25 protein-coding genes are annotated in these 24,915 nt (G+C 45.6%); 13 read left to right on the top strand and 12 right to left on the bottom strand.

The features are described 5' to 3' along the window. Positions 1–71 precede the first annotated feature (71 nt). From QZW82_RS23070 to QZW82_RS23060, 3 genes are read left to right on the top strand one after another with little or no spacing between them, the layout of a single operon-like run. Positions 72–1,916, top strand: a complete 1,845-nt coding sequence (locus QZW82_RS23070) for a CHAT domain-containing tetratricopeptide repeat protein (protein ID WP_293153412.1) — start codon at positions 72–74, stop codon at positions 1,914–1,916. Between the two features lie 18 nt (positions 1,917–1,934). Next, positions 1,935–2,588, top strand: a complete 654-nt coding sequence (locus tag QZW82_RS23065) for a hypothetical protein (RefSeq protein ID WP_293153409.1) — start codon at positions 1,935–1,937, stop codon at positions 2,586–2,588. A gap of 33 nt (positions 2,589–2,621) precedes the next feature. After that, positions 2,622–3,275, top strand: a complete 654-nt coding sequence (locus QZW82_RS23060; RefSeq protein ID WP_293153406.1) for a hypothetical protein — start codon at positions 2,622–2,624, stop codon at positions 3,273–3,275. A gap of 81 nt (positions 3,276–3,356) precedes the next feature. Here the strand turns inward: QZW82_RS23060 and QZW82_RS23055 are convergent, their stop codons facing one another. Further along, positions 3,357–3,749, bottom strand: a complete 393-nt coding sequence (locus QZW82_RS23055; RefSeq protein WP_293153403.1) for a hypothetical protein — start codon at positions 3,747–3,749, stop codon at positions 3,357–3,359. Between the two features lie 298 nt (positions 3,750–4,047). Then, positions 4,048–4,176: a hypothetical protein gene (locus QZW82_RS23050; protein WP_293153400.1), complete on the bottom strand. Its 129-nt coding sequence runs from the start codon at positions 4,174–4,176 to the stop codon at positions 4,048–4,050. Positions 4,177–4,307: 131 nt separating this feature from the next. On the opposite strand from QZW82_RS23050, the gene chlP reads away from it, so the two are divergent. After that, a complete protein-coding gene (gene chlP / locus QZW82_RS23045) occupies positions 4,308–5,528 on the top strand; it encodes a geranylgeranyl reductase (protein ID WP_293153397.1) in 1,221 nt (406 codons plus the stop codon). A 118-nt stretch (positions 5,529–5,646) separates the two neighbouring features. Here the strand turns inward: chlP and QZW82_RS23040 are convergent, their stop codons facing one another. Then, positions 5,647–6,189 carry a Dps family protein gene (locus tag QZW82_RS23040; RefSeq protein WP_293153394.1) on the bottom strand — a complete coding sequence of 181 codons (543 nt, stop codon included), beginning with the start codon at positions 6,187–6,189 and terminating at the stop codon, positions 5,647–5,649. A 355-nt stretch (positions 6,190–6,544) separates the two neighbouring features. Between QZW82_RS23040 and QZW82_RS23035 the strand changes: the two genes are divergently transcribed. The 3 genes from QZW82_RS23035 (at position 6,545) to QZW82_RS23025 (ending at position 9,205) form a co-directional block, all read left to right on the top strand. After that, positions 6,545–6,790 (top strand): Asr1405/Asl0597 family protein, encoded by a 246-nt coding sequence (locus QZW82_RS23035; protein WP_293153392.1) that lies wholly within the window; start codon positions 6,545–6,547, stop codon positions 6,788–6,790. Between the two features lie 216 nt (positions 6,791–7,006). Further along, positions 7,007–7,672 carry a (2Fe-2S) ferredoxin domain-containing protein gene (locus tag QZW82_RS23030; protein WP_293153390.1) on the top strand — a complete coding sequence of 222 codons (666 nt, stop codon included), beginning with the start codon at positions 7,007–7,009 and terminating at the stop codon, positions 7,670–7,672. 195 nt (positions 7,673–7,867) lie between these two features. Next, on the top strand, positions 7,868–9,205 hold the full coding sequence (locus QZW82_RS23025; protein ID WP_293153387.1) for a hypothetical protein: 1,338 nt from the start codon (positions 7,868–7,870) through the stop codon (positions 9,203–9,205). A 234-nt stretch (positions 9,206–9,439) separates the two neighbouring features. On the opposite strand, the gene QZW82_RS23020 is transcribed toward QZW82_RS23025, so the two are convergent. Next, positions 9,440–11,626 carry a flavin-dependent dehydrogenase gene (locus QZW82_RS23020; protein WP_293153384.1) on the bottom strand — a complete coding sequence of 729 codons (2,187 nt, stop codon included), beginning with the start codon at positions 11,624–11,626 and terminating at the stop codon, positions 9,440–9,442. Positions 11,627–11,806: 180 nt separating this feature from the next. Here QZW82_RS23020 and QZW82_RS23015 point away from each other — a divergent pair, with 180 nt between their 5' ends. Together QZW82_RS23015 and QZW82_RS23010 are read left to right on the top strand one after the other, a co-directional pair. After that, positions 11,807–12,040: a hypothetical protein gene (locus QZW82_RS23015; RefSeq protein ID WP_293153381.1), complete on the top strand. Its 234-nt coding sequence runs from the start codon at positions 11,807–11,809 to the stop codon at positions 12,038–12,040. A 128-nt stretch (positions 12,041–12,168) separates the two neighbouring features. After that, positions 12,169–12,732, top strand: a complete 564-nt coding sequence (locus tag QZW82_RS23010; protein WP_293153376.1) for a Uma2 family endonuclease — start codon at positions 12,169–12,171, stop codon at positions 12,730–12,732. 273 nt (positions 12,733–13,005) lie between these two features. On the opposite strand, the gene QZW82_RS23005 is transcribed toward QZW82_RS23010, so the two are convergent. Further along, a complete protein-coding gene (locus tag QZW82_RS23005) occupies positions 13,006–14,085 on the bottom strand; it encodes a M23 family metallopeptidase (protein ID WP_293369894.1) in 1,080 nt (359 codons plus the stop codon). 159 nt (positions 14,086–14,244) lie between these two features. Here QZW82_RS23005 and QZW82_RS23000 point away from each other — a divergent pair, with 159 nt between their 5' ends. Then, the gene (locus tag QZW82_RS23000; protein WP_293153370.1) at positions 14,245–14,955 is read left to right on the top strand and encodes a phosphatase PAP2 family protein; all 711 of its coding nucleotides are present in this window, start codon (positions 14,245–14,247) and stop codon (positions 14,953–14,955) included. A gap of 594 nt (positions 14,956–15,549) precedes the next feature. Here the strand turns inward: QZW82_RS23000 and QZW82_RS22995 are convergent. Further along, on the bottom strand, positions 15,550–16,437 hold the full coding sequence (locus QZW82_RS22995) for an aspartoacylase (protein ID WP_293153367.1): 888 nt from the start codon (positions 16,435–16,437) through the stop codon (positions 15,550–15,552). 899 nt (positions 16,438–17,336) lie between these two features. On the opposite strand from QZW82_RS22995, the gene QZW82_RS22990 reads away from it, so the two are divergent. Next, positions 17,337–18,188, top strand: a complete 852-nt coding sequence (locus tag QZW82_RS22990; RefSeq protein ID WP_293153364.1) for a leucine-rich repeat domain-containing protein — start codon at positions 17,337–17,339, stop codon at positions 18,186–18,188. 317 nt (positions 18,189–18,505) lie between these two features. On the opposite strand, the gene QZW82_RS22985 is transcribed toward QZW82_RS22990, so the two are convergent. Genes QZW82_RS22985 through QZW82_RS22970 form a run of 4 tightly spaced genes read right to left on the bottom strand, consistent with a single transcriptional unit; the run spans position 18,506 to position 19,611 of the window. Continuing rightward, positions 18,506–18,721, bottom strand: a complete 216-nt coding sequence (locus tag QZW82_RS22985) for a hypothetical protein (protein WP_293153361.1) — start codon at positions 18,719–18,721, stop codon at positions 18,506–18,508. A 10-nt stretch (positions 18,722–18,731) separates the two neighbouring features. Beyond that, positions 18,732–18,932 carry a type II toxin-antitoxin system VapB family antitoxin gene (locus tag QZW82_RS22980; protein WP_293153358.1) on the bottom strand — a complete coding sequence of 67 codons (201 nt, stop codon included), beginning with the start codon at positions 18,930–18,932 and terminating at the stop codon, positions 18,732–18,734. A gap of 40 nt (positions 18,933–18,972) precedes the next feature. Continuing rightward, positions 18,973–19,371 carry a PIN domain-containing protein gene (locus QZW82_RS22975; protein WP_293153355.1) on the bottom strand — a complete coding sequence of 133 codons (399 nt, stop codon included), beginning with the start codon at positions 19,369–19,371 and terminating at the stop codon, positions 18,973–18,975. Between the two features lie 6 nt (positions 19,372–19,377). Further along, positions 19,378–19,611: a hypothetical protein gene (locus tag QZW82_RS22970; RefSeq protein ID WP_293153352.1), complete on the bottom strand. Its 234-nt coding sequence runs from the start codon at positions 19,609–19,611 to the stop codon at positions 19,378–19,380. A 470-nt stretch (positions 19,612–20,081) separates the two neighbouring features. On the opposite strand from QZW82_RS22970, the gene QZW82_RS22965 reads away from it, so the two are divergent. After that, positions 20,082–20,216, top strand: a complete 135-nt coding sequence (locus QZW82_RS22965; protein ID WP_293153350.1) for a hypothetical protein — start codon at positions 20,082–20,084, stop codon at positions 20,214–20,216. 38 nt (positions 20,217–20,254) lie between these two features. Here QZW82_RS22965 and QZW82_RS22960 read toward each other — a convergent pair whose 3' ends face one another. Further along, complete coding sequence (locus QZW82_RS22960; RefSeq protein WP_293153347.1) at positions 20,255–20,506, bottom strand: hypothetical protein; 252 nt, start codon at positions 20,504–20,506, stop codon at positions 20,255–20,257. Further along, positions 20,506–20,706, bottom strand: coding sequence for a hypothetical protein (locus QZW82_RS22955; protein WP_293153344.1), 201 nt, complete (start codon positions 20,704–20,706; stop codon positions 20,506–20,508). Before QZW82_RS22955 ends, QZW82_RS22960 begins: the two co-directional genes overlap by 1 nt. A gap of 370 nt (positions 20,707–21,076) precedes the next feature. Between QZW82_RS22955 and QZW82_RS22950 the strand changes: the two genes are divergently transcribed. Continuing rightward, a complete protein-coding gene (locus QZW82_RS22950; RefSeq protein WP_293153341.1) occupies positions 21,077–24,394 on the top strand; it encodes a COR domain-containing protein in 3,318 nt (1,105 codons plus the stop codon). The last annotated feature ends 521 nt before the right edge of the window (positions 24,395–24,915 follow it).

The following is a 24,915-nucleotide window of genomic DNA, read 5'->3' as shown; positions in this document are numbered from 1 at the left end:
CAGCTATTTTCCCACTTCTAGCAGCATCCCTGCCCGTATATAAGGCTGATAATTCGCGATCGCAAGCCGATATGCTATTGGATGAAGGTCTGAAGCTATTTTACCAGCGTAAATTCAACGAAGCTATCTCAAAACTGGAAGCTGCACTAACTATTTACCGAGCTACAGGTTCCCGCCTCCAAGAGGCTTCCTGTCTGTTTCATATTGGATTTGCTAAACAGGGGTTGAGAGACTTTGCTGGAGCTATTAAGTCCCTACAACCTACTCTTCTTTTCTGGCAGGAAACTCGCAACTTCACCTTAAAAGCAATGACACTGACTCTTATTGGGTTGGCCTATGAGGGGCAGGGCAATCTAGAAGAGGCTGTTAATGTTTACAAGCAAGCTGTTGATGTCAACGAGAAAATTGTAGGTGGTATCAAGGTTCAAGAGCATCAAAGATCTTTTGCCAGGATGCAGGGATTAATGTCCGAACGATTGAGCATTCTATTATCTCTAGCAGGTCGTTATGAAGAAAGTTTTAACTATGTTGAACGCGCCAAAGCCAGAGCTTTTCTAGATCAATATGTTCGCGGCTCTATCGATTTTAGAAAAAACGGGGATGCTGAGTTATTAGCAAATGGAGATGGGCTCGAACAAGAAATTGCTACTGTACGCAACCGTCTAATCAATGCTCAAAATAATCAGGAACTCAACAATATAAGAGAAACATTAGATCCTCAACTTGAGAGCCTCGAAAAACAGTATGAAGATTGGTACTTAGAGCTAAAAAATCGGAGTCCAGAAACCGCTTCATTAAAACGAGTTGAGGTAGCTTCATTGGGTGAAATTCAAAAAGCTATTGCTCAGATAGACAGTGACACGACGCTAGTTGAATATTTTGTCACCAACGGAGGGACACTGGTTTTTATCATCACTGCTAACAGTTTGAAAATGCTGCGCTTGCCAGCAAGTCGCAAAGATTTAAGAGCAGCTATCGATAGGTGGAGTGAAGGCGATGCCACAAACAGAGACAACAACCCCCATCCAGCTAGTTTACAAGAGTTATACAAAGAGCTGATTGCTCCTATCAAGCCCTATATAACTACTTCTACCATTGGCATTATTCCACATGATTTGCTTAACTCAGTACCTTTTCCTGGGTTAACAGATGGCAAGCGTAATTTGATAGATGATTATGCTATGTTTGTGCTTCCTAATGCCAGCATTTTGCCTTTTTTACGAGGAAAACGCAAGCCATCTGCTGGCACAATTCTAGCTCTAGGTATGGGAAATCCCCAACTCAGCACTCCCCCTAGTGAGGTGAGCTTACTTGTGTTAACAGGTGTTGGTGAAGAAGTAAGAGCGATTAAAGAAATATACCCGAAAACTCAAGTGTTAGTGGAGCAAGTGGCTACAGAAACTGCTGTAGTATCACAAGCAGGAAAATATGAAATTTTGCATATAGCTGCACACGCCGTATACAATAAAAATAATCCGTTATCCAGCACTATATATTTAGCAAAAGACAATCAGAATGATGGCAATTTGCAAGTACGCGATTTATACGGACTTAATTTAACAGCAGCAACAAATTTAGTAGTATTGACTGGCTGTGAAGGTCAAAGAGGAAATGTGAATTACGGAGATGAAATAACATCTCAAAGAGGAGATGTGAATTACGGAGATGAAATAACATCTCTTAGCCGAGGTTTTATGTATGCTGGAACCCCGAGTATTATTGCGAATCTCTGGAAAACTTCAGATGATGAAAGCACAAAAATATTGATGCAGCGCTTTTATACCTATTTACCAAAGATGGGTAAAGCCAAAGCCCTGCGTCAAGCTCAAATAGATGTCAGGAATCACAATTCTAAATATTCTCATCCGTTTTACTGGGGGGGATTTATGTTGACTGGAGATTGGGGTAAGTTATAGTTAATTGAGGTCAAGTCAATGAAAAGTGTATTGCACAGAGTTTTAGGTATTTTTACTTTTGGTGTCATTATAACTGATCTTCCTGCTAAAGCATTCACGCCAAATCATTTTCTTCATATAGCTCAAAGCCAAAATATTGGTGAACCCATTGATTTATCGAGGACAGTCATTACCTTAGAAGACCTACCTACTGGGTTTCAAGAGATCCAAAATCTAACGAGCCCAAAAAGTAAAGGTGAATTTGCTTTTTTGCGTGAAACTAACATAACTGGTCAAATCATTGTGGGTTATACTGACTTGCTGAGCGACAACTTTGCAAAAGCTAGACTCAGATTCACTAAAGAAAATAGGCAGGATTTACGAAAAATATTACAGCACAGTTTAACTCTCGACAACACTGCTCAGTTATTAAGCCAACAGTTAGGCAGACAGGTCAAAACTTTAGAATTAAAGGAACTACCTATCCCTAACGATATTGGTGATATATCTTTAGGAGAGACTAGACTTATTGAAATGCCTGGGCGGCGTCCCCGAATGGATAGGGTCGTATTTGTAAGAGGCCGAGTAATGAGCTTAATTGTAGTTGTGTATTTCGAGGATGATGTTGCTGCTGTGCCAATTGTCGAGATCGCCAGAAAATTGGATAATCGCATCCAACAACATTTACAATAAGGTCTGTAGAAGAGTCTGATTCATTTCCCAACTATGAAAAAGCGATCGCTGTTTGCTTTAAGTCTTTTGACCTGTGTTATTTTAGCTGGGAGTCTTGTCCCGGAAGTCAGTCATGCTGAAGACATACAAACTGTTGCCCAACAACCAGATTTATCAAAGGCAGTAATCACTAAGCAAGACCTTCCGCCTAATTTTGAAGAGTCCCCATCTGCTGAGCTAGCAGCACTAAAAAAAGACTTAAATCTACAGGAAATTACTGCTAAAACAGTTTTCCAGTTTGCCAATACTCAGGATATATCTCAATTACAAATCATCATGGGTGCTACTTATCTTATTCCCGATCGCATTGGAAACACCAGAGTTGATTTTAATTCACCCGATTTTAATGCACAAACTCTGACGCGATCGCTAACTAATGGGTTGGCAGGTGCATTTCAACAATCTCGGGGAGTAGACCTTGGCAGACAACAAATACAGCAATTAACTAATCTCGACGGGATTGGCAATTTCGCAGCCGGAGCAACTACATTACTGAATGTAAAGGGTTTTTCTCTGCGTATGGATGTAGTAGGATTTCAGCGCGGTAAAGTATTTGCGGTTGTGTGTGTTGCGTATATTGATGGCAGTGTTTCCGCTGTTCCCATTCGCGAACTCGCCAGAAAACTGGATAGTCGGATACCGCAGTAATCTTGTTTAACGGTCGGCCCAGCCTCCAGAAAGGGATTCCTTGGCTATGCCAAGGAACAAGAGATGATTTTAATATCTCCCCTACTTCCCCTTACCCTTCCCCGTCAAAAACTCCCGCAAACGCAACAAACTAGCGGTTTGTCCCAAATTCAGCGGTAACAGCGACACTCCCTCCAACCGAGACTGCACCCAACCGTCGCCCCAATACCACTCGTGAAACCCGTCAATTCCCTGACTCAACAACAGCCGCAGACAATTTGACTCTGCAATCTCCACATAGTGCTGCACCGCTACCGGGCCTATCCAACTTGTGAATGTCAATTCGCGATCGAGCAATTCGGGCAAACCCTTAGAAAACTGCTGAGGCCACAGCCACTGCTGCAACTGCACCGGACGCACCAAACTGTCCCGAATCGCAGTCTCCGAAGCTTCAACCTCAATCCGCAATTGGCTTTGTTGAAAATTACCTAGCATAGCAATTTGAAATTTTATATAGGAGCTTTACTTGATTTAAATGTAACGTAATTGCATGGAGTTCGATCGACCCCACGTACAGTTTTCAGTCGAGATATCGGGGCCGGCACACGATGGCAAAATACAGACGGCGGTTGAAACCGCGTCTACACAAACAAAACCCGCCTCCGCGGGTTGAAGACCGGGCGGGTGTTTGGAAATTACGTTGTTTTCTTCAGTCGGCGTCCGGCGGACATCGTTTGTGTAGACGCGGTTTCAACCGCCGTCTGCATCTGTATTTAATTCGATCGCACTGTATTTAATTCGATCGCACTGTATTTAATTCGATCGCACTGTATTTAATTCGATCGCACATTAGCGTCCATCCGCATTCATCTACCATAAAAAATTTAAGATTTTCCATAGAAACCAGCATCAAAAACCCCATTTTTGTATCCAATTGTTAAGCTCTGTTGCATTTCATTTAAATCTCCGATTCTCACCCCACAGCACAGAAACTCCGTGATACCATCACATCTGACTGGGTAAAGACTTATAGAAAAAATTGGGAGAAAAGCTTTGACACTACGGGTTGCAGTTGTTGGATCGGGGCCAGCGGGTTCTTGCGCCGCCGAAACATTGGTAAAAGCAGGCATCGAAACTTATTTATTTGAACGCAAATTAGACAACGCTAAACCCTGCGGTGGGGCAATTCCTCTGTGCATGGTTGAAGAATTTGACTTGCCACAAAGTATTATCGATCGCCAAGTCAGAAAAATGAAAATGATTTCCCCCTCCAACGTAGAGGTGGATATCAACATCGAAAACGAACACGAATACATCGGAATGTGCCGCCGCGAAGTCCTCGATGGCTTTTTGCGCGATCGGGCTGCTTCCTTAGGTGCCAAACTGATTAACGGTACTGTTCACACCTTAGAAATTCCAGGCAACAACACCGACCCCTACATTCTCCACTACGCCGACCACTCCAACGGCACCGCTGTGGGAACTCAGAAAACTCTGAAAGTGGATTTGGTAATCGGCGCTGATGGCGCTAACTCCCGCGTAGCTAAGGCGATTGATGCTGGTGATTACAATTATGCGATCGCCTTCCAAGAGCGCATCCGCCTGCCAGAAGATAAAATGGCTTACTACGAAGGTCTAGCCGAAATGTACGTCGGCGATGACGTTTCCACCGACTTCTACGCCTGGGTGTTCCCCAAATACGACCACGTAGCCGTCGGTACCGGCACGATGAAAGTCAATCAAGCCGATATCAAAAAGCTGCAAGCAGGAGTCCGCGCCCGCGCTGCCAAAAAACTCCTCGGCGGTGAAATCATTAAAGTGGAAGCTCACCCCATCCCAGAACATCCGCGTCCCCGCCGGGTTGTTGGCCGAGTTGCTCTTGTAGGTGACGCTGCCGGTTATGTTACCAAGTCTTCGGGCGAAGGTATCTATTTTGCTGCGAAGTCTGGCCGGATGTGCGCTGAAACTATTGTGGAAATTTCCAATAAGGGCGCGCGGATTCCGACTGAACAAGAAATTAAGCTGTATCTGAAGCGCTGGGATAAGGCTTACGGTATTACCTACAAGGTGCTTGACATTTTGCAGCGCGTGTTCTACCGTTCCGATGCTACTCGCGAAGCTTTTGTGGAAATGTGTGCCGATCGCGATGTGCAGAAGCTCACATTCGATAGCTACTTGTATAAGACTGTAGTACCGGCTAATCCCTTGATTCAGATGAAGATTACTGCGAAAACTATTGGTAGCTTGTTGCGCGGTAGTGCTTTAGCTCCTTAATTTTTAACGCACTTGGTATAAAAAAGCGGGCAGTTGTGACTGCTCGCTTTTTTTAGAGCTAAGATTAACGAACCGCGAAGGCGCAAAGGGCGCGAAGGAAGAGAAAGAAGAAGAATTGTTAATTCAAGTTCAATTGCACTAAGGTGTCGGGGGCGAGGAAGTGGGAAATGTGGTAAGCTCGCTCTTCTGTTTTTAGCAGGATTTTTTCGTAGAGGTAGCGCGTAGCTCGATCGCCCAAACTGTCTGCTTGTGATGCTTGGCGCCGCAACAAACCGATAATAGCTTGTTCTGCGACTAAATCGTGTTCCAGCATTTGGCGGCACGAATACACGCCGTCGGCTTCCGGCTCGAAACAGCACAGCTCGGCTAACTTGCTAAAGCTGGCTGCTGGTATGCCTCCCAATCCGTTCAAGCGTTCGCCGAATTCGTGGACGCTATCTTGAGCTTCTCCATAGCTTTCTTCAAAGAATTTGTGCAAGGAGTAAAATTCTGCCCCTTCCACGACAAAATGATGTTTTTGATATTGCAGGTATAGAGCCTGAAAACTTGCCAGCAGGGCGTTCATTCCTTCACAAATCGGTGCAGTGACGGAATGTTCTAACAAAATTGGGTTTTCAGCTATGTGACCAAACGGTCTCAATGCACTCTGAGTCTGGGCCATTAGTGTTTTCCTCTCAATAGGCAGTTTTGTTGCCAATAGAGTTAGTCTAGCACCCTAGATTTACCAGTCAAGCAGGGTCTGCCTCGATAGTGGCAGACTTTGTACAATAGCAAAATTTTTTTCAAAACCTATTGAGAATTATTAGCAGTTGCGTTATGCTGGAAAAAGATGCTCGTTCTGAATGCTTCCTGAATGTGGGGCGAATATTCCGAAGGCAGAAAGCAGCAGGCAAAAGGCATAATTTTTCAGAAAGGGCTTTTGACAATCCTTGATTCTCTTCTGAAATCTGGCTTTTAACTTCTGCCCGCTATCAGTCCGGGTAAAAATTAATGCAAATTATTATTGTTGTCACAAGATGAATCCAGCCGATCGAGAGTTAGAAGTTTCTGAGATTGTGCAAGTTAGTTGGCTAGACAGGTGGCAAGTTTACAAACGCTTGCAAGAACTCGAAATTCCCTGCTGGTGTGCGGTTGACCAACCTTTGCGGGTAAAAGTCAACACTGTCAGACAAGCTGCTCAGCTAATGAGCGTGTTGAGGCAAGTTAGTGCCCCTCGGCGCGAACTGGTGCAGTTGCTGGAATGCTGCTGGCAAATTGGGTAAAGCCCGAAGGAAGTTCGGCAACGTATTCTGTAACGGATGTAACGGATGCCAGGAGGAAGAAGGAAGACGGGCTTTCGACTTCGCTCAAGGTAAAAAGACGGAAGAAGGTTAAAGGTTGAAAGAAAAATAATGATGCGATTCAACGCATAAATACCTTCAGTGGCGACGTTTATTGTCAAGTTCGATAATTTTCACCGAACAGTCAACTCAGGAGTTATGACAATGTATAAGTGTGGCAAGCAAGTTTCTGAATTCAGCCTAGAGGGAGAAATCCTCAGCCTGATTATTGAAGATGGTTATAAACTTAAATATTTGCGTATTAGCAGCGATCGCAAAGTAGAGTACCTTGTTAAACTTTCTAAGGAATTACGGTCATTTTTAGCGCCTGTTTTGACTCCTGGGTTGAGAGTTATAGTTGCAGGTGAGAAAGAACTAAATTTGAAAAACGGTAAAATAAAACTGAAAGCTAGCAGCCTCACTCTGGCTCCGGGCCACAACGATCGATCGCCCGAACACCTCGACTCTACCAGCGTACCTGCTGGGGTACTGACATCCGATGGCGCGATCGGCAAAACCGAATTCAGCTCTCCTAGCGCAGCTAAAACTGTCAAAGCTGCGGCAAAAACTCAAACCAAAATATTAGTATGTCAAAAATCTGACTGCCAAAAGCGGGGCGGCGCAGCAATCTGTAAAGCTTTAGAAAATGCTTTGAAGGCGCGGGGTTTAGAAGAGCAAGTGACTGTTCAGGGAACCGGATGTCTCAAACAGTGCAAAGCAGCGCCAAATATAGTGGTGATGCCGGATAAAACTCGCTACAGTCGCATCAAACCGGCAGAAGTTGCAGCAATTGTTGACAAACATTTTGCAGTTGTTAAAGTTTAGCCGATCGCAGGAAATCTCGGAATGCCCGAATGTCCGAGTCCCCAATCGGAGAATTTTGCTTGTGACCAATGCCCAATGCCCAATGCCCAATGACCAATAACCAATGACCAATAACCAATAACCAGGGACTTCCTTTTGGAGAATCTATAAGGATAGACTGTATTTGAGACCCTGTGACTATTGGGATAGAAAGCCATGTCAGAAGCTGATCTTCGAGCCAGTCAGCACCAACTCCACCCTGCTGTTCGATCCGAGAACGAACGATTGCAGTCAAATTTTGCTGCTGCTGGGGGTTTTGAGCCGATCGCCCCCCGTCCGACAGATACTCCCGCAACGGTGCCCCAACAGCCAGAAGAAGACTGGCAAACACTAGATTTTCCCAACGCGATCAGCGTAGATGCAATTCCCACAACACCCTCCCCGAACAATTTGCCATCTCATACACAGCCGCCAGAGGTGGGAGCGCCCGTGATTTCAGACAATCTCAAAAATCTGCTTGGCAATGCCGAACAGGCTAAGAGTAAAGGATCGACCCCAGTCACCCTCATGCAAGCGCTGCACGAATGCAACCGCGACCTTTTGCAGCGCATCGCTCAGCTAGAAACAGCTCTCGAAGAGTCCCATAAAAACTTGCAGGAGCGCGAAATTTTACTAGAACAGCGGACTGCTGAGCTAGAAAACACTCAAGAACAATTGACGCGACTGTTTGGGAAAGTGGAAGTTTCTCATCAAACTCTGCAAGGTCAAGAAATTTTAGTGGAGAGTTTAAGCAGTCAGTTAGCAATCAGCCAAACCAGGCTAGCGGTTGTTGAGCGAGAATGTGCGGCTACTGTGCAGCGCTACAACGAACAGTTTCACCAGCTAGTAGCTACCGAAAATGTTTGCAGGGAATTGCGATCGCGCTTGCACCGCCAGCAGCGCCACACTCTGCAATTTAAAGCTGCTTTGGAAAAAAGTCTGGAAAGGCCACAGAAATCTCCAATTATTGAGCCACCTCATGATGCGGAGGATAGCGCCCACAAGCAATTAGAATCCTTGCTAGCGGCGGTAAGAAGCTCTCAGAGTCCGCTACCGCCAGCCTTCAACGCTTCCCCTGTCCAAGCTTGGTCAGATCCCGAAGAGTATGTAGAGGCAGCGTTTGCTGAATATGCGATCGATCCTGAGTCGATCGCCAATACGGAACTTAACAAATTAGCCCAAGCATCCGGCATTCTATTACAGAAGACCGAAACCTACCAGCCGTTTGAGCCAGAAACAAACTCGCCCCTTGGGGTTGCGGAACCTCAACTGCCGGCGGCTGAGCCTGAACCAGAACCAGAAACTGCTGCGCCTACCTTAGGCAGCCAAGAATTGGCCAAGGCGGTTAAAATTTTGAATTCAGTTGAAACTTTTGGGCTTCAGGAAGTGCGATCGAGTGCGGTGAAACCTACAGCACCCGGACAACCCGAGTGGCTGACTTTGATTTCCAATCCGTTGCGCTCTTCTAAAAAACGTCGATCGCTAGCTGAAATTGAATTGCCGAGTTTTCGATAGCAAACGCAAGTTGGTAATTGGTACGTTGTTGGGCTTTAGCCCTCTTTCCGATATCCCAAAAGAGCGCTGAAGCGCAACTACGTACCTAAATTGTCTGACGACAATAAAACTGCATTCGGCTGAAATTGAATTGCCAAGTTTTCGATAGCAAATGCAAGTTGGTAATTGGTACGTTGTTGGGCTTTAGCCCTCTTTCCTAATATTTATAAAGAGCGCTGAAGCCCAACTACATACCTAAGTCTGACGACAATTATCAACTGAAAACTCTTTTTTTCCCTTTCCCATACCGTAGGTGAGAGCATAGCTGGTAGCCAACAGCCACAACCAAACACCCGGATACCTGGGTTCCAACCAAGGCTGTACCTTGCGGGCGAAACTGGGCAGCCATCCGAACAACCAACTAGCTAAAGCCAACAGAGTAAAAGTCAAGTAACTCCCCAACCAGCGCCAAACATCGCGCAAGGTGACAAAATCTAAAATCCACAGCAGGAGAGAAGGATTTTTTCCGGCTGCTTCAATCGCCAATCGATTGAAAGTTAGCCAATCGACTCTATCTTTGATAAAAGTTTCGGCTACGGTGAGTTCTTGTCCTGCCAAAATACCGAAGAAGGTATTGAGAATTGAATTAATTCTCTGGGGTGGCAAACTGCGGCCGGTGGGAACCATCATCCCTTTAGAAAACAGCCAAGTTACTGACACGTTGCTCTGGTAAGCGCGGATTTGGTTTAAGTGATTGGCACTTAATAAATCGTGTTTTAATGCTGTATCCAACAAGTCAGTTAAGCGGAAAAGATTGCGGACGAGGGAGCCGAAACCGGTGAATACTAATGGAGATTGCAAAGATGCTGCATCGCCGATCGCAATTAGGCGATCGACTGCCACGGCGCGATCGCTGCTGTTGCTGCTAAAATGCCCCGGAATATAACCAAAAGTCGGCTTTTTCCACACCAATTTGTCGATATCGCAGCGGCGGTACTCCGGCAAAATAGTGAAAAAGTCCTCGTACAGTTCTAGCAAAGAACCGGGATTTTCGGGATGTACTTGGTGGTAGTGAAAAAGATAAACGGTGAGTTCTCCACCAGCAGCGGGAAACAGTTCCCAAATGAGTTGGCGTCCCCGGGAGATATCGCCGTGACTGTAGAGAACATCCCCATAGTCGGAATCCCAAACTCCCGGCTCAAATCCTCCGTCAATGACAGCTCCGACGGTGGGGCAAACGCTGTCAAACGCCCGCCCTCCGTTCAATTGCCAAGCGATGGGAGAAGCTGAACCCATGGCATCCACGAGCAGTCTGGCGGAGGTTGTGCGATCGGCTTTTGTCGGCAAGTGGGTGGCCTGAACCACTACTTTTTTCGCTTCAACATCGGCTCTAACAAACTCAGTTTCGTCCCAAATTTCCCCACCAGCTTCTGTTAGCTTAACTCCCGCCAAATACAGCAATTTCTCGCCATCTAAAGCTATATTCAGCACCTTCGGCGTGTGCAGGACTGGGGCTTGAGCAACGGGCGGATTGTTAGCATCAAAAAACTTGTTATAGCCATCTTTGTATTCTCGCGCAATCAAAGTTTCGATTTCCGCAGCCGTAAACAAACCCAAATCAATTAAGCTTTGAATTTCATCCCGCGAAATATTCCACTCGCGATTCATCCGCCCGAAAGGCATTCTTTCCAGCAGCAGCACTCGGTAGCCCAATCTCGCCATGACTGCGGCGTGAATTACCCCCAAAGCCCCGCCAATATAAATCAAGTCGTAAACAGTATCCCTAGAATCGGACACCGCAACTGTACTTTTTACATTCTTCTTAACATCCGTTACATCCGCTACATCTTGTACAGTGCTCGTTGCCGAACCTTCTTCCTTCAAAAACACTACTTGCTTTGGCGCTTGAGGATTGCGAGTACCTTCACGCCAGCGCTGCTCCCACCAGTAGACGCGCTGTAGGTCGTAGTCGCCTTTGGGCATTTTTTGGAAGTATTTGACGGTGAGGGGGTAATAGGGGGCAAGAGCTTCAAAAATTGACTGTTTGGAGAGGTCTATGACAGGGGGTTGGGGGTATCGCTCTGGAAACTTGTTTCTTACAGCCAGATTCAGAGCTTCTAGGAACTTTCTTTCTCCAGCGGGCGCGTCTTCTAGACGAAAGACTTTTAGATAGGTTGTACGCTGGACTGACCAGACAAAGGTCGAAAGTTCTGTCGATCGCGAATTGCGGTTTTCGGAATTGCTACCAGTGAATGTCGGTTTTAGATTAGCATTTTGAGCTCCAGATTTGACCAATTCGGCTGTTGTGACGTTGGAAAGCAGGCGAAAACCGTCAGGAGTAATAATTTTTTCTCCGATTCCGGGATCGAATTCCTGTTGCAACCAAGTGCAGACGGCTGCTGTATCCGGTGTGGGGACTTCTAAATAAAGAATTTCTTGCATTTTAATGTCTCAATTCTCAATAAATTCATAAAGATGGGGGAGTTGACAAGGGAGCAAAGTAGGCTATACTCCCAAATACTTATTTAGTTTTAAATAAGTTTACATTGTTCTCAGATTTTTAGCTAATTGCCTGGAAACCCCGCAGTGGCTGAATATCTATTCCCTTGGGTATGCAATATCATGAATTATCCCATTCCTACGAATCCTCAAGAAATGATTGCTTTGCGACAGCAGCCGCTGAATGAAGAATTGGTGGCATCTGCGATCGTGGGTGTGGTTCAGATTGCCCGATCGCGATCGCAGTCTTTGGATGAGTTAAAGGCTGAGGTACTGGCGGACGACAATCTGCTCGATTTGACTCAAAGGCGTTGGCTGAGTGAGATTGTGGCTCAAGCTTGGGAAAATTTACCTTAGAGTAAACTGCTAAAATACTCATAGCCTTGTTCAGAAAGATGAGGTACTGATGGGCATAGGCCTCCGTGGGCATAGGGCATACCTCGCTTTTTCGAGAAAGGCTATACCTAATTATAAGTAAACTTAAAATGGTACAAACAAGATTAAAATCCTTAACTATAGAAGAGTTTCTCCAACTCCCAGAAACTAAACCTGCCAGCGAATACATTGACAATCAAATTATTCAGAAGCCAATGCCACAGGGAAAACACAGTGCAACTCAATGTGAACTAATTATTTTTATTAACGCTATATTGAAACCCAAAAAAGTTGCACGGGCATTTCCAGAACTCCGGTGTACCTTTGGTGGCAGGTCAACAGTGCCTGATGTTTCAGTATTTGTCTGGAACAGAATTCCCGCCGATGATAATGGCGAAATTGCTAATGCTTTTCCCCTAGCTCCTGATTGGACAATTGAGATTTTGTCGCCAGACCAAAGTCAGACTAAAGTTACTAAAAATATTCTGCATTGCTTAAATCATGAAACTCAAATGGGCTGGATGATCGATCCTGACGAACAATGTGTTTTTGTTTATCTTCCCCAGCAACAGACAGCAGTATTTGATCGACCAGAAATGCTGCTACCTGTGCCGTCCTTCGCTAGCGAACTGCGGTTGAGTGTCGGAGAACTGTTTGGCTGGCTGCTGAAATAATCTTCGGTAGGAAGAAGGAAGTTCGGCAACAAGCAATGTACGGGATGTATAGCCTTTCTCACTAACATGAGGTACGCATAGGGCATGGGGCATAGGGCATAGGCATCGCACGCATACCTCACCACGCTTGAGAACCGTTATAACGGATGTAAAGGAAGCACAAGAGAGTGATTTTGACACGGAGATAGGGATTAAATATTGCCAACTGTCAGGGCGAGCACGGGGGCACCGCCCCTACCAACTAACAACTGTCAACTGTCAACAGTTAACTAACTAACGCAATTCAACTTCTCGCTTAACTTCTTCCAGAACCCGATCGCCCCGCGTCAACCGATATTCGGCGCGCCACACTCCGGGAATGAGGGGAGAATTTGTGCTGTTTTTTTTGCCGACATAACCCAACCAAGTGCGGTTGGGGGCTGGAATTTCCTTGCTGGTATTGACGATAGTTTTGCCATCGGGTGCAAAGATTTTGTATTGTTCGCGATCGCCCTTAAGGACTCCGTAACTCTGCACCCAAAACAATAAAACCGGGCTGTTTACAGGTAATTTAGTCTCAGAAAATTGTCCCGCCCAGACAGTGTTCTCATCCGGCGGCTTGGGGGCAAAACCGGCGCGAATTAAACCGGTGGGAACATAGTCGATCGGCTTGTCCCAAATTGGATTGCGGGCGGTGTTGCAGCCTAACTTCGCGTCTGGGCCGACAAACGGATCTACGGGCTTACCTTGGTACCGAAAAGTGATATGTACGTGGGGGAAAGATGCCAAGCCAGAGTTTCCTACCATACCCAAAACAGTGCCTTTTTGTACTTGCATTCCCGGTTTCACAACAAGGCTGTTTTGGCGGAGATGGCAATATTGGGCTTCCCAGCCTGCGCCGTGATCGATTACCATGCCGTTGCCGCATTCTGTACCTGCGACGTTGGTTTTGTCTGTCTGGTTTTGCAAGCGTCGATCGACTACACCATCTCGCACTCGCAAAACTTTCCCCGCAGCGGAGGCGACAACGGGGACTCCTTTAGCCATTGCTTTAGCGTCGGGAATGGCGAAGTCTATGCCGTCGTGCCCGTCGTAGGTTTGTCGCCCGCAGCCGAATTCAACGGCGGCAGGGCTTGGATCGCGATCGAAATAGTGCATCACAAAACAGTCTTTTCCTAGGGTACAGGCGATCGGCTGACCGAATTTGGGGTTGTTGGGCTGTTGGGCGACTGCTGAGGAGACGAGGCGTTGGGCGATCGAGTTGGCTTGGGCGATCGGCGCATTAACTCCGGTGTTATTACCACAACTAGAAATACTTGTCAACCCCACGGTCAACAAAATTGTAGAAATCTGTTTTTTTGATAGTAAAATCATTCGCCGGTGGGATGTAAAGCTGAGGTGGGTAGTGAAAAATCTATTAATCATTCAAAATATACTTGCTCAGGAATCTCGACGAGCGATCGGGCATTTTCGTTTCCTAGATTTGTTGTATTATTGTCTGTTTTTGATAATTAATTGTTAATTACTTAAAAAATGCTCTCTAAAATTCGATCGCTAATTTCGATAATTCGGCTTGGTGGGCTGGCTGTTGCTGGTTTGGCGATGTGGGCATTTGCCACCATTGCCCATGAGGTTTTGGACTCGGAAACAGACGCTTTCGATAAATCAATTTTACTATATCTCAGGAGCCTGCACGATCCGGTGCGCGATCGCATCATGCTCGCCTTGACAGCTTTGGGGGAACCAAATTTGCTGCTGATGCTGAGCGTGAGTTTGGGTATCATGTTGTGGGTGCGAAAACATCGATCGGAAGCCATAACGATCGCAATTACGGGCGCTGGGGCTGTTGGTTTAAATATGCTTTTAAAACAACTCTTTGCGCGCGATCGACCTCAACTTTGGGAGCGTGCAGTTGAGGTAAAGTTTTACAGTTTTCCTAGCGGACACGCAATGATTTCAATGGTTGTTTACGGTTTGCTAGGATATTTTTTGGCTGCGCGCTTTCCCAGACAGCGCTGGTTGATTTACGGCTTGACAGTTGTATTAATTGCTGGCATTGGTTTGAGCCGGCTTTATCTCGGAGTTCACTGGCCTACGGATGTTATTGCTGGTTATATTGCGGGTTTTGTGTGGCTGCTTGCTTGCATTCTTAGTTTAAAAGTATGGAAGCAGTTTCATGATTCTCGTCCTGTTCCTGAAGAGAAGTTTTTGTCACCTGACTATCAAAATATGGCTGAAAAATAACCATAATCAAGGTTCGTAGTGAGGACTTTAGTCCGCATTTAAGAAGGACTAAAGTCCTCACTACGAACCAGGAAGAACAAGGTTCGTAGTGAGGACTTTAGTCCGCATTTAAGAAGGACTAAAGTCCTCACTACGAACCAGGAAGAACAAGGTTCGTAGTGAGGACTTCAGTCCCCATTTAAGAAGGACTAAAGTCCTCACTACGAACCAGGAAGAACAAGGTTCGTAGTGAGGACTTCAGTCCTCATTTAAGAAGGACTAAAGTCCTCACTACGAACCAGGAAGAACAAGGTTCGTAGTGAGGACTTCAGTCCCCATTTAAGAAGGACTAAAGTCCTCACTACGAACCAGGAAGAGCAAGGTTCGTAGTGAGGACTTTAGTCCGCATTTAAGAAGGACTAAAGTCCTCACTACGAACCAGGAAGAGCAAGGTTCGTAGTGAGGACTTCAGTCCCCATTTAAGAAGGACTAAAGTCCTCACTACGAACCAGGAAGAGCAAGGTTCGTAGTGAGGACTTCAGTCCCCATTTAAGAAGGACTAAAGTCCTCACTACGAACCATGAAGAACTATTTTTTTAAGGACTAAAGTCCTCACTACGAACCAGGAAGAACTATTTCCTTTTGGGTAAAACACATGGCAATTCCTTTTTCGTAGTAAGCCGCCTCATTAATAAAAATTGGATATACTGTCGATGTACCTTCATACAAGACAGACTCGCCCTCAAAGGTCAAAAACATCGGATCGCCCGGATTCAAGGCTTCATAATCCCTCGATTGTAGCTGAGGATGAATCATTGCCTGAATTTCTCCAGAGTTGTTTCTCGGATAGTCGATCGCCCGAATGCTTTGATAAATAGTCAGGGAATTATTGACAACGGGCATTGTGCCTAGATTGTAGGCTTCTGTGCAATCTAATATTGTCCCAATAACTTGCTCGGTTTGCTGAAATAAAGACGCATCTAACACGCCTTGCGGCACTGCACCAACTTCCAGCGTACCGCCTAACTCAGAAATCGATCGCAACAAAGGACTATCTTGATGGTTGCTTGGCGAAGCCAGTAGCTTGAGGTGAGGATAGACAGAGGTTAAATAAGCCGCTAGTTGCAGGTTAAAGGGATGCTGGCTGGCGAGAATAAATGTTAGCCCCATGTTCGATGTGGTGCTGTGCAAATCCACGATTAAGCTTTGTCGATCGGTGTTTTTTGAGCTAAAAATGTGATATATTTCTTTCGCCCGCTGGGCTTCGTAGCTGGAGAGGCGAGGATTTTCTAAATCTTGCTGGCGAAAGCAGCGGTTGAGGTCGATGTCGATGTAGCGTCTGCCAATTTCGCAGGCTTGGGGATTGGCTAACATGGTAATTGTTTCAAAAGTCGATCGCCCAATTAACTCTGGCGCGCGATCGAACTTCTTCACAAGGTATACTCCTGTGAGTTCGTTTCCGTGGGTTCCTCCCACTATGGCAACACGTTTAATTTGATTCATAAAAATTAATACCGGATGCGGGAAACTCAGCGACTTTAGTCCTGAGAGGGAAGCGGCACGGGGACTGAAGTCCCCATGTTCTTTCTTGTTGCTATTTTTATTGAAATATTGTATTATGTTCGACAAGTGAGTAAGAACAAACATCTACGTGTTGAGACATCCTAGTACGGAGAAATTCCCGCCCCTGGAAACAACGGTTAGGCACAAGCTTGATGACAGTATGACAGTAAAGGGCAAATAATAGCAGGTTGTTGAGCGTACCGCATTTTGGCTTAGTGATGGTTCAGAAAGCGTTAAAATGACAAAAGTAGCTAGAAACCCAAACTTGATTTGGGCGACTAAGTAGACGGTGCTTGGCCATCGTAGCGAGAATCAGACTTTAGTAATAATTAAAGTTATTCTGTCAGCAGAATCTCAGCGGCTTTAGCCCTGAGAGTGTCAAAAACAAACAAGTTTCTATGCCAAGCCTAGCATCATTTGCGTTCTCTTGGTAACACATACCTCAGAAACCCGGTTTCTTTCCATATTTATCGTCACCCAACCATGAACTCATAGAAACCCTGTTTCTCGCCAGATGCACAAATAACTGATATATGTTATTGCGAGGCACGAACCAATCGCCAAGACTAAGATTGCTTCGTGCCTCGCAATGACAATTTTGGACGTTTATTTATGATAGAAACCCGGTTTCTCACCTTGATGCGGTTCCTTAGGAATGAAAAATAAATAAGGTGACTAATTTGAGGAATACTCTACCTCGCATCAAGGCTTCTGGGCTGTAATTGTGCAAGTTATTGATTTTTCATTCCTTATATCGACGCGCCAATTTTTCCGGATCTTCCCAATTCCTGCCCGAATAGAAACAAGATGACGGGGAAACACACGCGGAGACTAAGGATATGACGCGCGATGAAGCACTACGACGAATTAATCTAGCTACTGATAAAAAATTTACAAAACTTGATTTGTCGGGATTGGACTTGCCGGAATTGCCACCGGAGATTGGCAAATGTACGCAGCTTGAAAGTTTAGATTTAAGCAATATAGGTTTAACAGAAATCCCAGAAATTATCTGCCAACTATCGCATCTGTCAGTGCTTGACTTAAGTTACAATCAGATTGCAGCAATCCCAGATTTTATCGCCCAACTATCGAATCTGACAGACCTTGACCTCTATAATAATCGGATTGCTGTCATCCCCGAGGCACTCGGAAAACTCTCAAAGCTGAAACTGCTCGATCTCAGTTACAATCAGATTACCGAAATCCCAGACTCTCTCGCCCAATTGTCGAATCTGACAGACCTCGACCTATATAATAATCAGATTGCCGAAATCCCAGAATCTCTCGCCCAATTGTCGAATTTGACAAAGCTTTACCTCACGAACAATCAGATTGCCGCTATCCCAGAGGCGCTAGGAAAATTAGCGAATTTGATACAGCTTAATCTCAGTAAAAATCAGATTGCAGTAATCCCAGAGGATCTCGCCCAATTGTCGCATTTGACAGAGCTTTACCTGCGATACAATCAGATTACAGCAATTCCAGAGGATCTCGCCCAACTCTCGAATCTGTCACAGCTTTACCTCAGCAGCAATCAAATTACAGAAATTCCTGAGAATCTCGCCCAAATGTCGAATCTGAGACAGCTTTACCTGAATGATAATCAGATTACAGCAATCCCAAGGGCGATCGACTGTATGGAGAATCTAGAAAAACTCGATTTGCGGGGCAATCCGATTCTAAGGTAAATTTGATACGATCGGTGGAGCGATCGCCACCGCGAACAAGTCGATCGCATGATAGTTTCTCATCAAACCGATGATAGAAAGGGTGAGGCTGTATTAAGAGTGTAGATTTTGCGATCGCCATTTTTACTCAACTTCTAGAAACTTGACAGGAATATGAGCTTGAAAATTGTGGAAATCTCGATCGGTTGTAAAAATGGAATAGCTGCGACGATGGGCAGCAGCACAGATCAGAAAATCAGTATTTGAACCTTGGATACCATTGCGACGACAAGTGTTAGAAAATTGAGCAGCGATTTCGTAGTCTGCCTCAACTAAATTCAAGTCTGGAAAAGCTTGTAAGGTGTTGCGGAGACGATCGCAAATTGTTCGGAAGTGCGAACACCAGACAAAATCTCTTGTCGGATGCTTCCGAGCATTATAACTCGACCATTGGCAATGAGCGATCGCAATTGATTCACCACAGCAGAATTCAATTCGGGAGAATTCCGGCGCAACGCTAACGACCAAATAGCCGTATCGACAATTACATTCATGACGGGATACTTAGGCGATATTTCGCTGCTGTTTGTAATCGTAACTTTCTTCGTAGTCGATCGCGCCAAAGAGTTCTAAGATTTTCATCTGCTTGAGGCGTTGAATGTATGCGCGCAAGGCAATTTCAACTAGATTCTCCATTGTCATTTCTCCCGTCAGTTCGATCGCCTCTTGCAGCAGCGCCGTATCCACATTCAGGTTTGTCACCATTGGCTTTCCTCTTTTAACCGTTGTTTTATTATAAACACAATCACCAGATAACAGAGATTACACCTGAAGCTGTAATATTTCCATCGCACGTCAACAATGCAACAGTTTCACCTTGATTTTGCAAAATCATTGCAGTTGCGACAATTTGGCGATCGTGCATTTCATGGATAGTCAATAAGCTAAGCGTTCGATCGACGATAGTTAGATCGAGTGGATAAACTGTGATTCTGGAATCGCTATTAATCGCATTAAACAAAGCATTCACAGATGGAATTGATGTTTTTCCTCGTTCTACAATCCATGCAGCTTCAGCAAGGGCGATCGCGGGTAAAACAAGCTGACTGTCCAAATTGGAAAGAATTGCTCGGGCTTGAGTCCCCAATCTTGGATTTCCTTCGAGAAACCAAATCAATGCGTGGGTATCGATTACATATTTCATCGGCAGCTACGACCAATCTAATTCATCGTCTGCATCCCCTCGAAACTGGGAAATCTCGAAATCGGCTTCGGTGGATTGTTGAGTGCCTGCAAACATTCCAAACTGGATAAATGTAGGCGATTTAGGTATGGATGGCGCGGTCAAAAAAGTAATTAGGACGCGGCTTTCATAAATGTTTTCAGGAAATTCTAAAAGTTCGATAACTCCATTTCTGTAAATCCCTTCAAATGCTTGGAGCATAATGATTCACCTCGCGTGCAAAGTATGGTCTATCGACTCGCTAGCTAACAATCCTAGTTTAACAAATTTTTCGCATTCCAAGCTTTTTTCCTCTCCAGATTATGGACAGGTGGCCAGAAACCGGGTTTTTACGACAATTGTTGATGATAGCGCAGAAACTCAAAAAAACCCGGTTTCTTAGATTCTCGCGGGTGGCCAGAAACCGGGTTTTTACGAAAATTGTTGGTGATAGCGCAGAAACTCAAAAAAACCCGGTTTCTTAGATTCTCGCGGGTGGCCAGAAACCGGGTTTTTACGAAAATTATTGGTGACAGCGCAGAAACCCATAAAAACCCGGTTTCTTAGATAGTCGCGGGTGGCCAGAAACTCTAACTGTCAACTGTCAACTGTCAACTGTCAACTGTCAACTGCTATCCACCAACCAAAAAATCCTGTCACAATCAAATGAAGACTACGGGGAGACAAAAGATATGACGCGAGAAGAGTTGTTGCAGTTAATCGACTCATCGGCAGATGAGGCCTGGACAGAATTGGATTTGGCGGGGTTGGGGTTGGAGGAATTGCCGCCGGAGATTGGCAAGTGCACGCAGCTTAAGACATTATAAAAGGAATGGCGCTTAAATACTCGCATACAAAACTTTTACTAATTAATTAATTTGTCGTATTCTGCGTGAGTACCAATCCAGAACCAGAGAATTCCTTGCTTGATTTCTATACCCAAAGCTCTATGACTTTGCCCAGCTCGAACTGACCAGTATTTGCCAACTTTTTTGAAAGGTAAAGATGGGTGACTAGGATCGACTTTGAGAAGTTCATAAGCGCGATCGGCGGTGGATTGCACATTTTCTGGGAGTGCAGCGTAGCAATTCCAAAAACGGCGGGTTGTATAGTGCATTAGATGACCCGGTATTGCCCTGATTCAAAGTCAGCTAGTGCTTCTTCGGCCAGAGTATCGAGTTTACCACCAAGGATGTCTTGTTCGAGCTGTTCGCTCCAGCGTTGATATTCTATATCTAGCAGCCATTGCACCAATTTTTGATAGTCACCGGGAGGTAGATTGAGGATTGCGGCTTCGATTTGTTCAATAGTGGACATAGAATCTATAAGTTTGCGTTGCTGCTTCATTATAGCTTGAGGACTGATGCGCGGGTGGCTAGAAACCGGGTTTTTGCGAAAATTGTTGGTGACAGCGTAGAAAACCGAAAAAACCCGGTTTCTTAGATTCTCACGGGTGGCCAGAAACCGGGTTTTTGCCAGAATTGTTGGCGATAGTCGTAGATATGGGAAAAAACCCGGTTTCTTAGATTATGGTGGGTAGCCAGAAACCGGGTTTTTGCCAGAATTGTTGGTGATAGCCGTAGATATGGGAAAAAACCCGGTTTCTTAGATTACGGTGTGCGATCGACTCCCCACCAAGCAAAAAATCCTGTCACAATCAAATGAAGATTACGGGGAGACAAAAGATATGACGCGAGAAGAGTTGTTGCAGTTAATCGACAAAGCGGCTGATGAGGGCTCCACAGAATTGGATTTGGCGGGGTTGGGGTTGGAGGAATTGCCGCCGGAGATTGGCAAGTGCACGCAGCTTGAGACGTTGGTGTTGGGGAAGATGGAGAGATGGCAATATGTTAATGATAAAAGGATTCCGAAACTAATCACTAATCAATTAAGGACACTGCCGGAGGAATTGCGATCACTGAAAAATTTGCGATCGATCGACCTCAGCGGGAATCCATTCGGGACAATACCAGAATCGCTGCTGGAAATGACGCAATTAGAGAGTTTAAATTTAACCAGTATTAGTTTAACAGAAATTCCAGATGCGATCGGCAAATTATCCAATTTGACAAAACTTGACATCAGTTTTAATCAGATTGAAAATATCCTAGAAGTGTTACCAAAGCTTTGGGAAATACTCGGCAAACTGTTCAACCTGACGGAGGTTAACCTTGGTGGCAATCAGATTCCAGAAATCCCGGACAGAATTGACCAACTGTCAAACATAAAACAGCTTAACCTTAGTTATAATCAGATTACCGTCATCCCAGAGGCGATCGCTCAACTGTCGAATCTGACAGAGCTTGACCTCAGTTACAATCAGATTACCGTAATCCCAGAGGCGATAGCCCAACTGTCCAATCTGACAGAACTTGACCTCAGTCAGAATAACATTACCATAATCCCAGAGGTGATCGCCCAACTCTCGAATCTGACACAGCTTAACCTCAGTTTCAATCAGATAATACACATCCCCGAGGCGATCACCCAACTCTCGAATCTGAAACAGCTTGTCCTTTGGAATAATCAGATTAGCGTCATCCCAGATGCCATAGCCCAACTCTCGAATCTGACATGGCTTGTCCTTAATTACAATCAGATTAGCGTCATCCCAGATGCGATCGCTCAACTGTCGAATCTGACACAGCTTTATCTCAGTCAGAATAACATTACCGTCATCCCAGAGGCGATTGCTCAACTGTCAAATCTGACACACCTTTTCCTCAGTAACAATCAGATTACTGAGATCCCAGAAGCGATCGCCCTACTGTCAAATCTGACACGGCTTGACCTCTATAATAATCAGATTACTGAGATCCCAGAAACGATCGCCAAATTATTCAATCTGACAGAACTTGACCTCAGCAGCAATCAGATTGAAAAGATTCCCGAATGCTTAGAAACCCTCCCAAAACTTGAAAAACTCGATCTCCGCCGCAATCCCCTACCCATTTCTCCAGAAGTTCTAGGGCCGGCCAACTGGAGAGAAAAACCCGGTACTCCCGCCGCCATCTTCAACTACATCCGCCAACTCCGCAGTGGCAAAGTCCTCCCCCTCAACGAAGCCAAAGTCCTCCTCGTCGGCCAAGGAAGCGTCGGCAAAACCTCCCTGATCAACCGCCTCACCCACAACCAATACAACCCCAACGAACCCCAAACCGACGGACTCAACATCACAAACTGGCAAATAACAGTTAACACCAAACCAGTCAAACTCAACGTCTGGGACTTCGGCGGACAAGAAATCTACCACGCCACCCACCAATTTTTCCTCACCAAACGCAGCCTCTACCTCCTAGTCTCCAACTGCCGCACCAGCGAAGACGAAAACCGCCTCGAATACTGGCTGAAACTGATCGAAAGCTTCGGCGACGCATCCCCCGTCATCCTCGTCGGCAACAAGTGCGACGAACAACCCCTGGATCTCAACCGCAAAGCCTTGCGCGACAAATATCCCAACATCAAAGCGATTATCGAAACCTCCTGCCAAAGCGGCACCGGAATCGACGAACTCCGCAGCGCCATCCACACCGAAATTTCCCAGCTCAAAGAAGTTTACGACCTTTTGCCGCTAAGCTGGTTCCAAGTCAAGCAGCGCCTGGAAAACCTCGACAAAGACTTCATCAGCATCAGCGAATACGCCACCATCTGCGCCACCGAAAACATCCTCGCAGAAACCGATCAAACCCAACTACTTGGACTGCTGCACAATCTGGGCATTGTCCTCAACTTCCGCGAACACCCCATCCTGCAATCCACCAACATTCTCAATCCCCACTGGGTGACAGAAGGCATCTATGCCCTCCTCAGCGATGAGGCACTCAAAGTCAAAACTAAAGGCATTCTCACCTACGCCGATCTCAGCCGCATCCTGGATTCAACTAAATATCCCAGCCACCGTTACAACTGCCTCACCGAGTTGATGGGCGAATTTCAACTCTGCTTCCCCCTCAGCCATTGCCACGCGCCGACTTTCCTCATCCCCGGCATTTTGCCCAAAGAAGAACCGGAAAACACCCAACTCGAAGGCGAAACCCTGGAATTTCAATATCACTACCGCATCCTCCCGGACAGCATCCTCTCCCGTTTCATCGTCCTCATGCACGAGAAAATCCACAACAGCACCCACTGGCGCACGGGGGTAATGCTGGAGTACACGGAAGGCACTGAGGTGTATAATATCGCCCGAATTAAGTCTGATCCGGAAGATGAAAAAATCTCGATCGCGGTTAGCGGGCGGGAATCGACGCGGCGTTCTTTTCTCAGTATGATTCGGGATACGTTTACCAAAATCCACAATTCTTTTGCGAATCTGGAAATCAGTCAATGGGTGCCGGTTCCGGGTTATCCCGATGCCGATCCGCTGGATTACGAGGAGTTGCTAGGATTGGAGGAGATGGGGGAGACTAAGGTGCGGGTGGGGAAACTTAAAAAGAGTTGGGATTTGCGGCCGTTGTTGGATGGCTATGAGTCGATCGAACTTCGGCGCAGAAGGCAGATGGGCGATGAAAAATACGGAAGAGAATATGATGACCTTGTAGATATCGCTAAACTAGCAGTTAGTAGACCTATTATTAATAAAGCAGAAGCAAAAATGACTAATTCTCCTCAAAATAACAACTTTTCCGGCGCACAAATCGGCAGCATGGCGCTTGCCAACGAAATGAAAGACAACGCGCAACAAACAGCCTCTGGTGGCATTACAATTAATAACGCGAATACTGCGGAAATTCTGCAACTAATTTCATCAATGCGCGAAACCGCGACGCAGTTTCCCGAAGACATCCGCGAAGGGGTAATTATTGATATTGAAGATGTCGAAGCGGAAATCAAGAAGCCGGAAAGCCAATGGAGTAAAGCTAGGTTAAAGAAGAGCTTGACTGCGATGATTGGGGCGGCTACTGCGATCGGCATTGGTGTCGCTGGCGTGACTGATTTTGCCAATAGTGCGATCGATTTAGGTCAAAAAGTGGGTATTGAACTCAAGCTACCTTCCGCACGGTAAATTAGATGCAGTTTGTTTCATAAAAACATCCCAAAATGCTGTAGGGGCGGGTTCACCAACCATCTAGGAATTTTTAAAATAATCTCAAAAACCCGCCCCCTCCCTGCGATAATTTATGTGAACATTCCATCATGAATTTACGGTATAATTTATGCGAACATTCCACAATAAATTTACGGTACATTTTTATTGTTCGTAGGTGGGGGCGGGTTTTTGAGATTATTGATTGCGATCGTAAATGGTTGGTGAACCCGCCCCTACAAATCTGAACATTTCACAATAAATTTACGGTACATTTTATACGAACATTCCACAATAAATTTACGGTACATTTTTATTGTTTGTAGGTGGGGGCGGGTTTTTGAGATTATTCGTTGCGATCGTAAATGGTTGGTGAACCCGCCCCTTGTATCTTAAAAGAGTGAGTCAGTCGATCGCCACGTCATTGATTCAATCATACGAACAATCAGGCGATCGAGCCGACAAGCAGGCGATCGAGCTGACAAGCAGGCGATCGAGCT

It is taken from the genome of Microcoleus sp. bin48.metabat.b7b8b9.023, assembly GCF_013299185.1.
Taxonomy (GTDB): domain Bacteria; phylum Cyanobacteriota; class Cyanobacteriia; order Cyanobacteriales; family Microcoleaceae; genus Microcoleus.
This window is presented reverse-complemented; position numbering and strand designations above follow the sequence as displayed.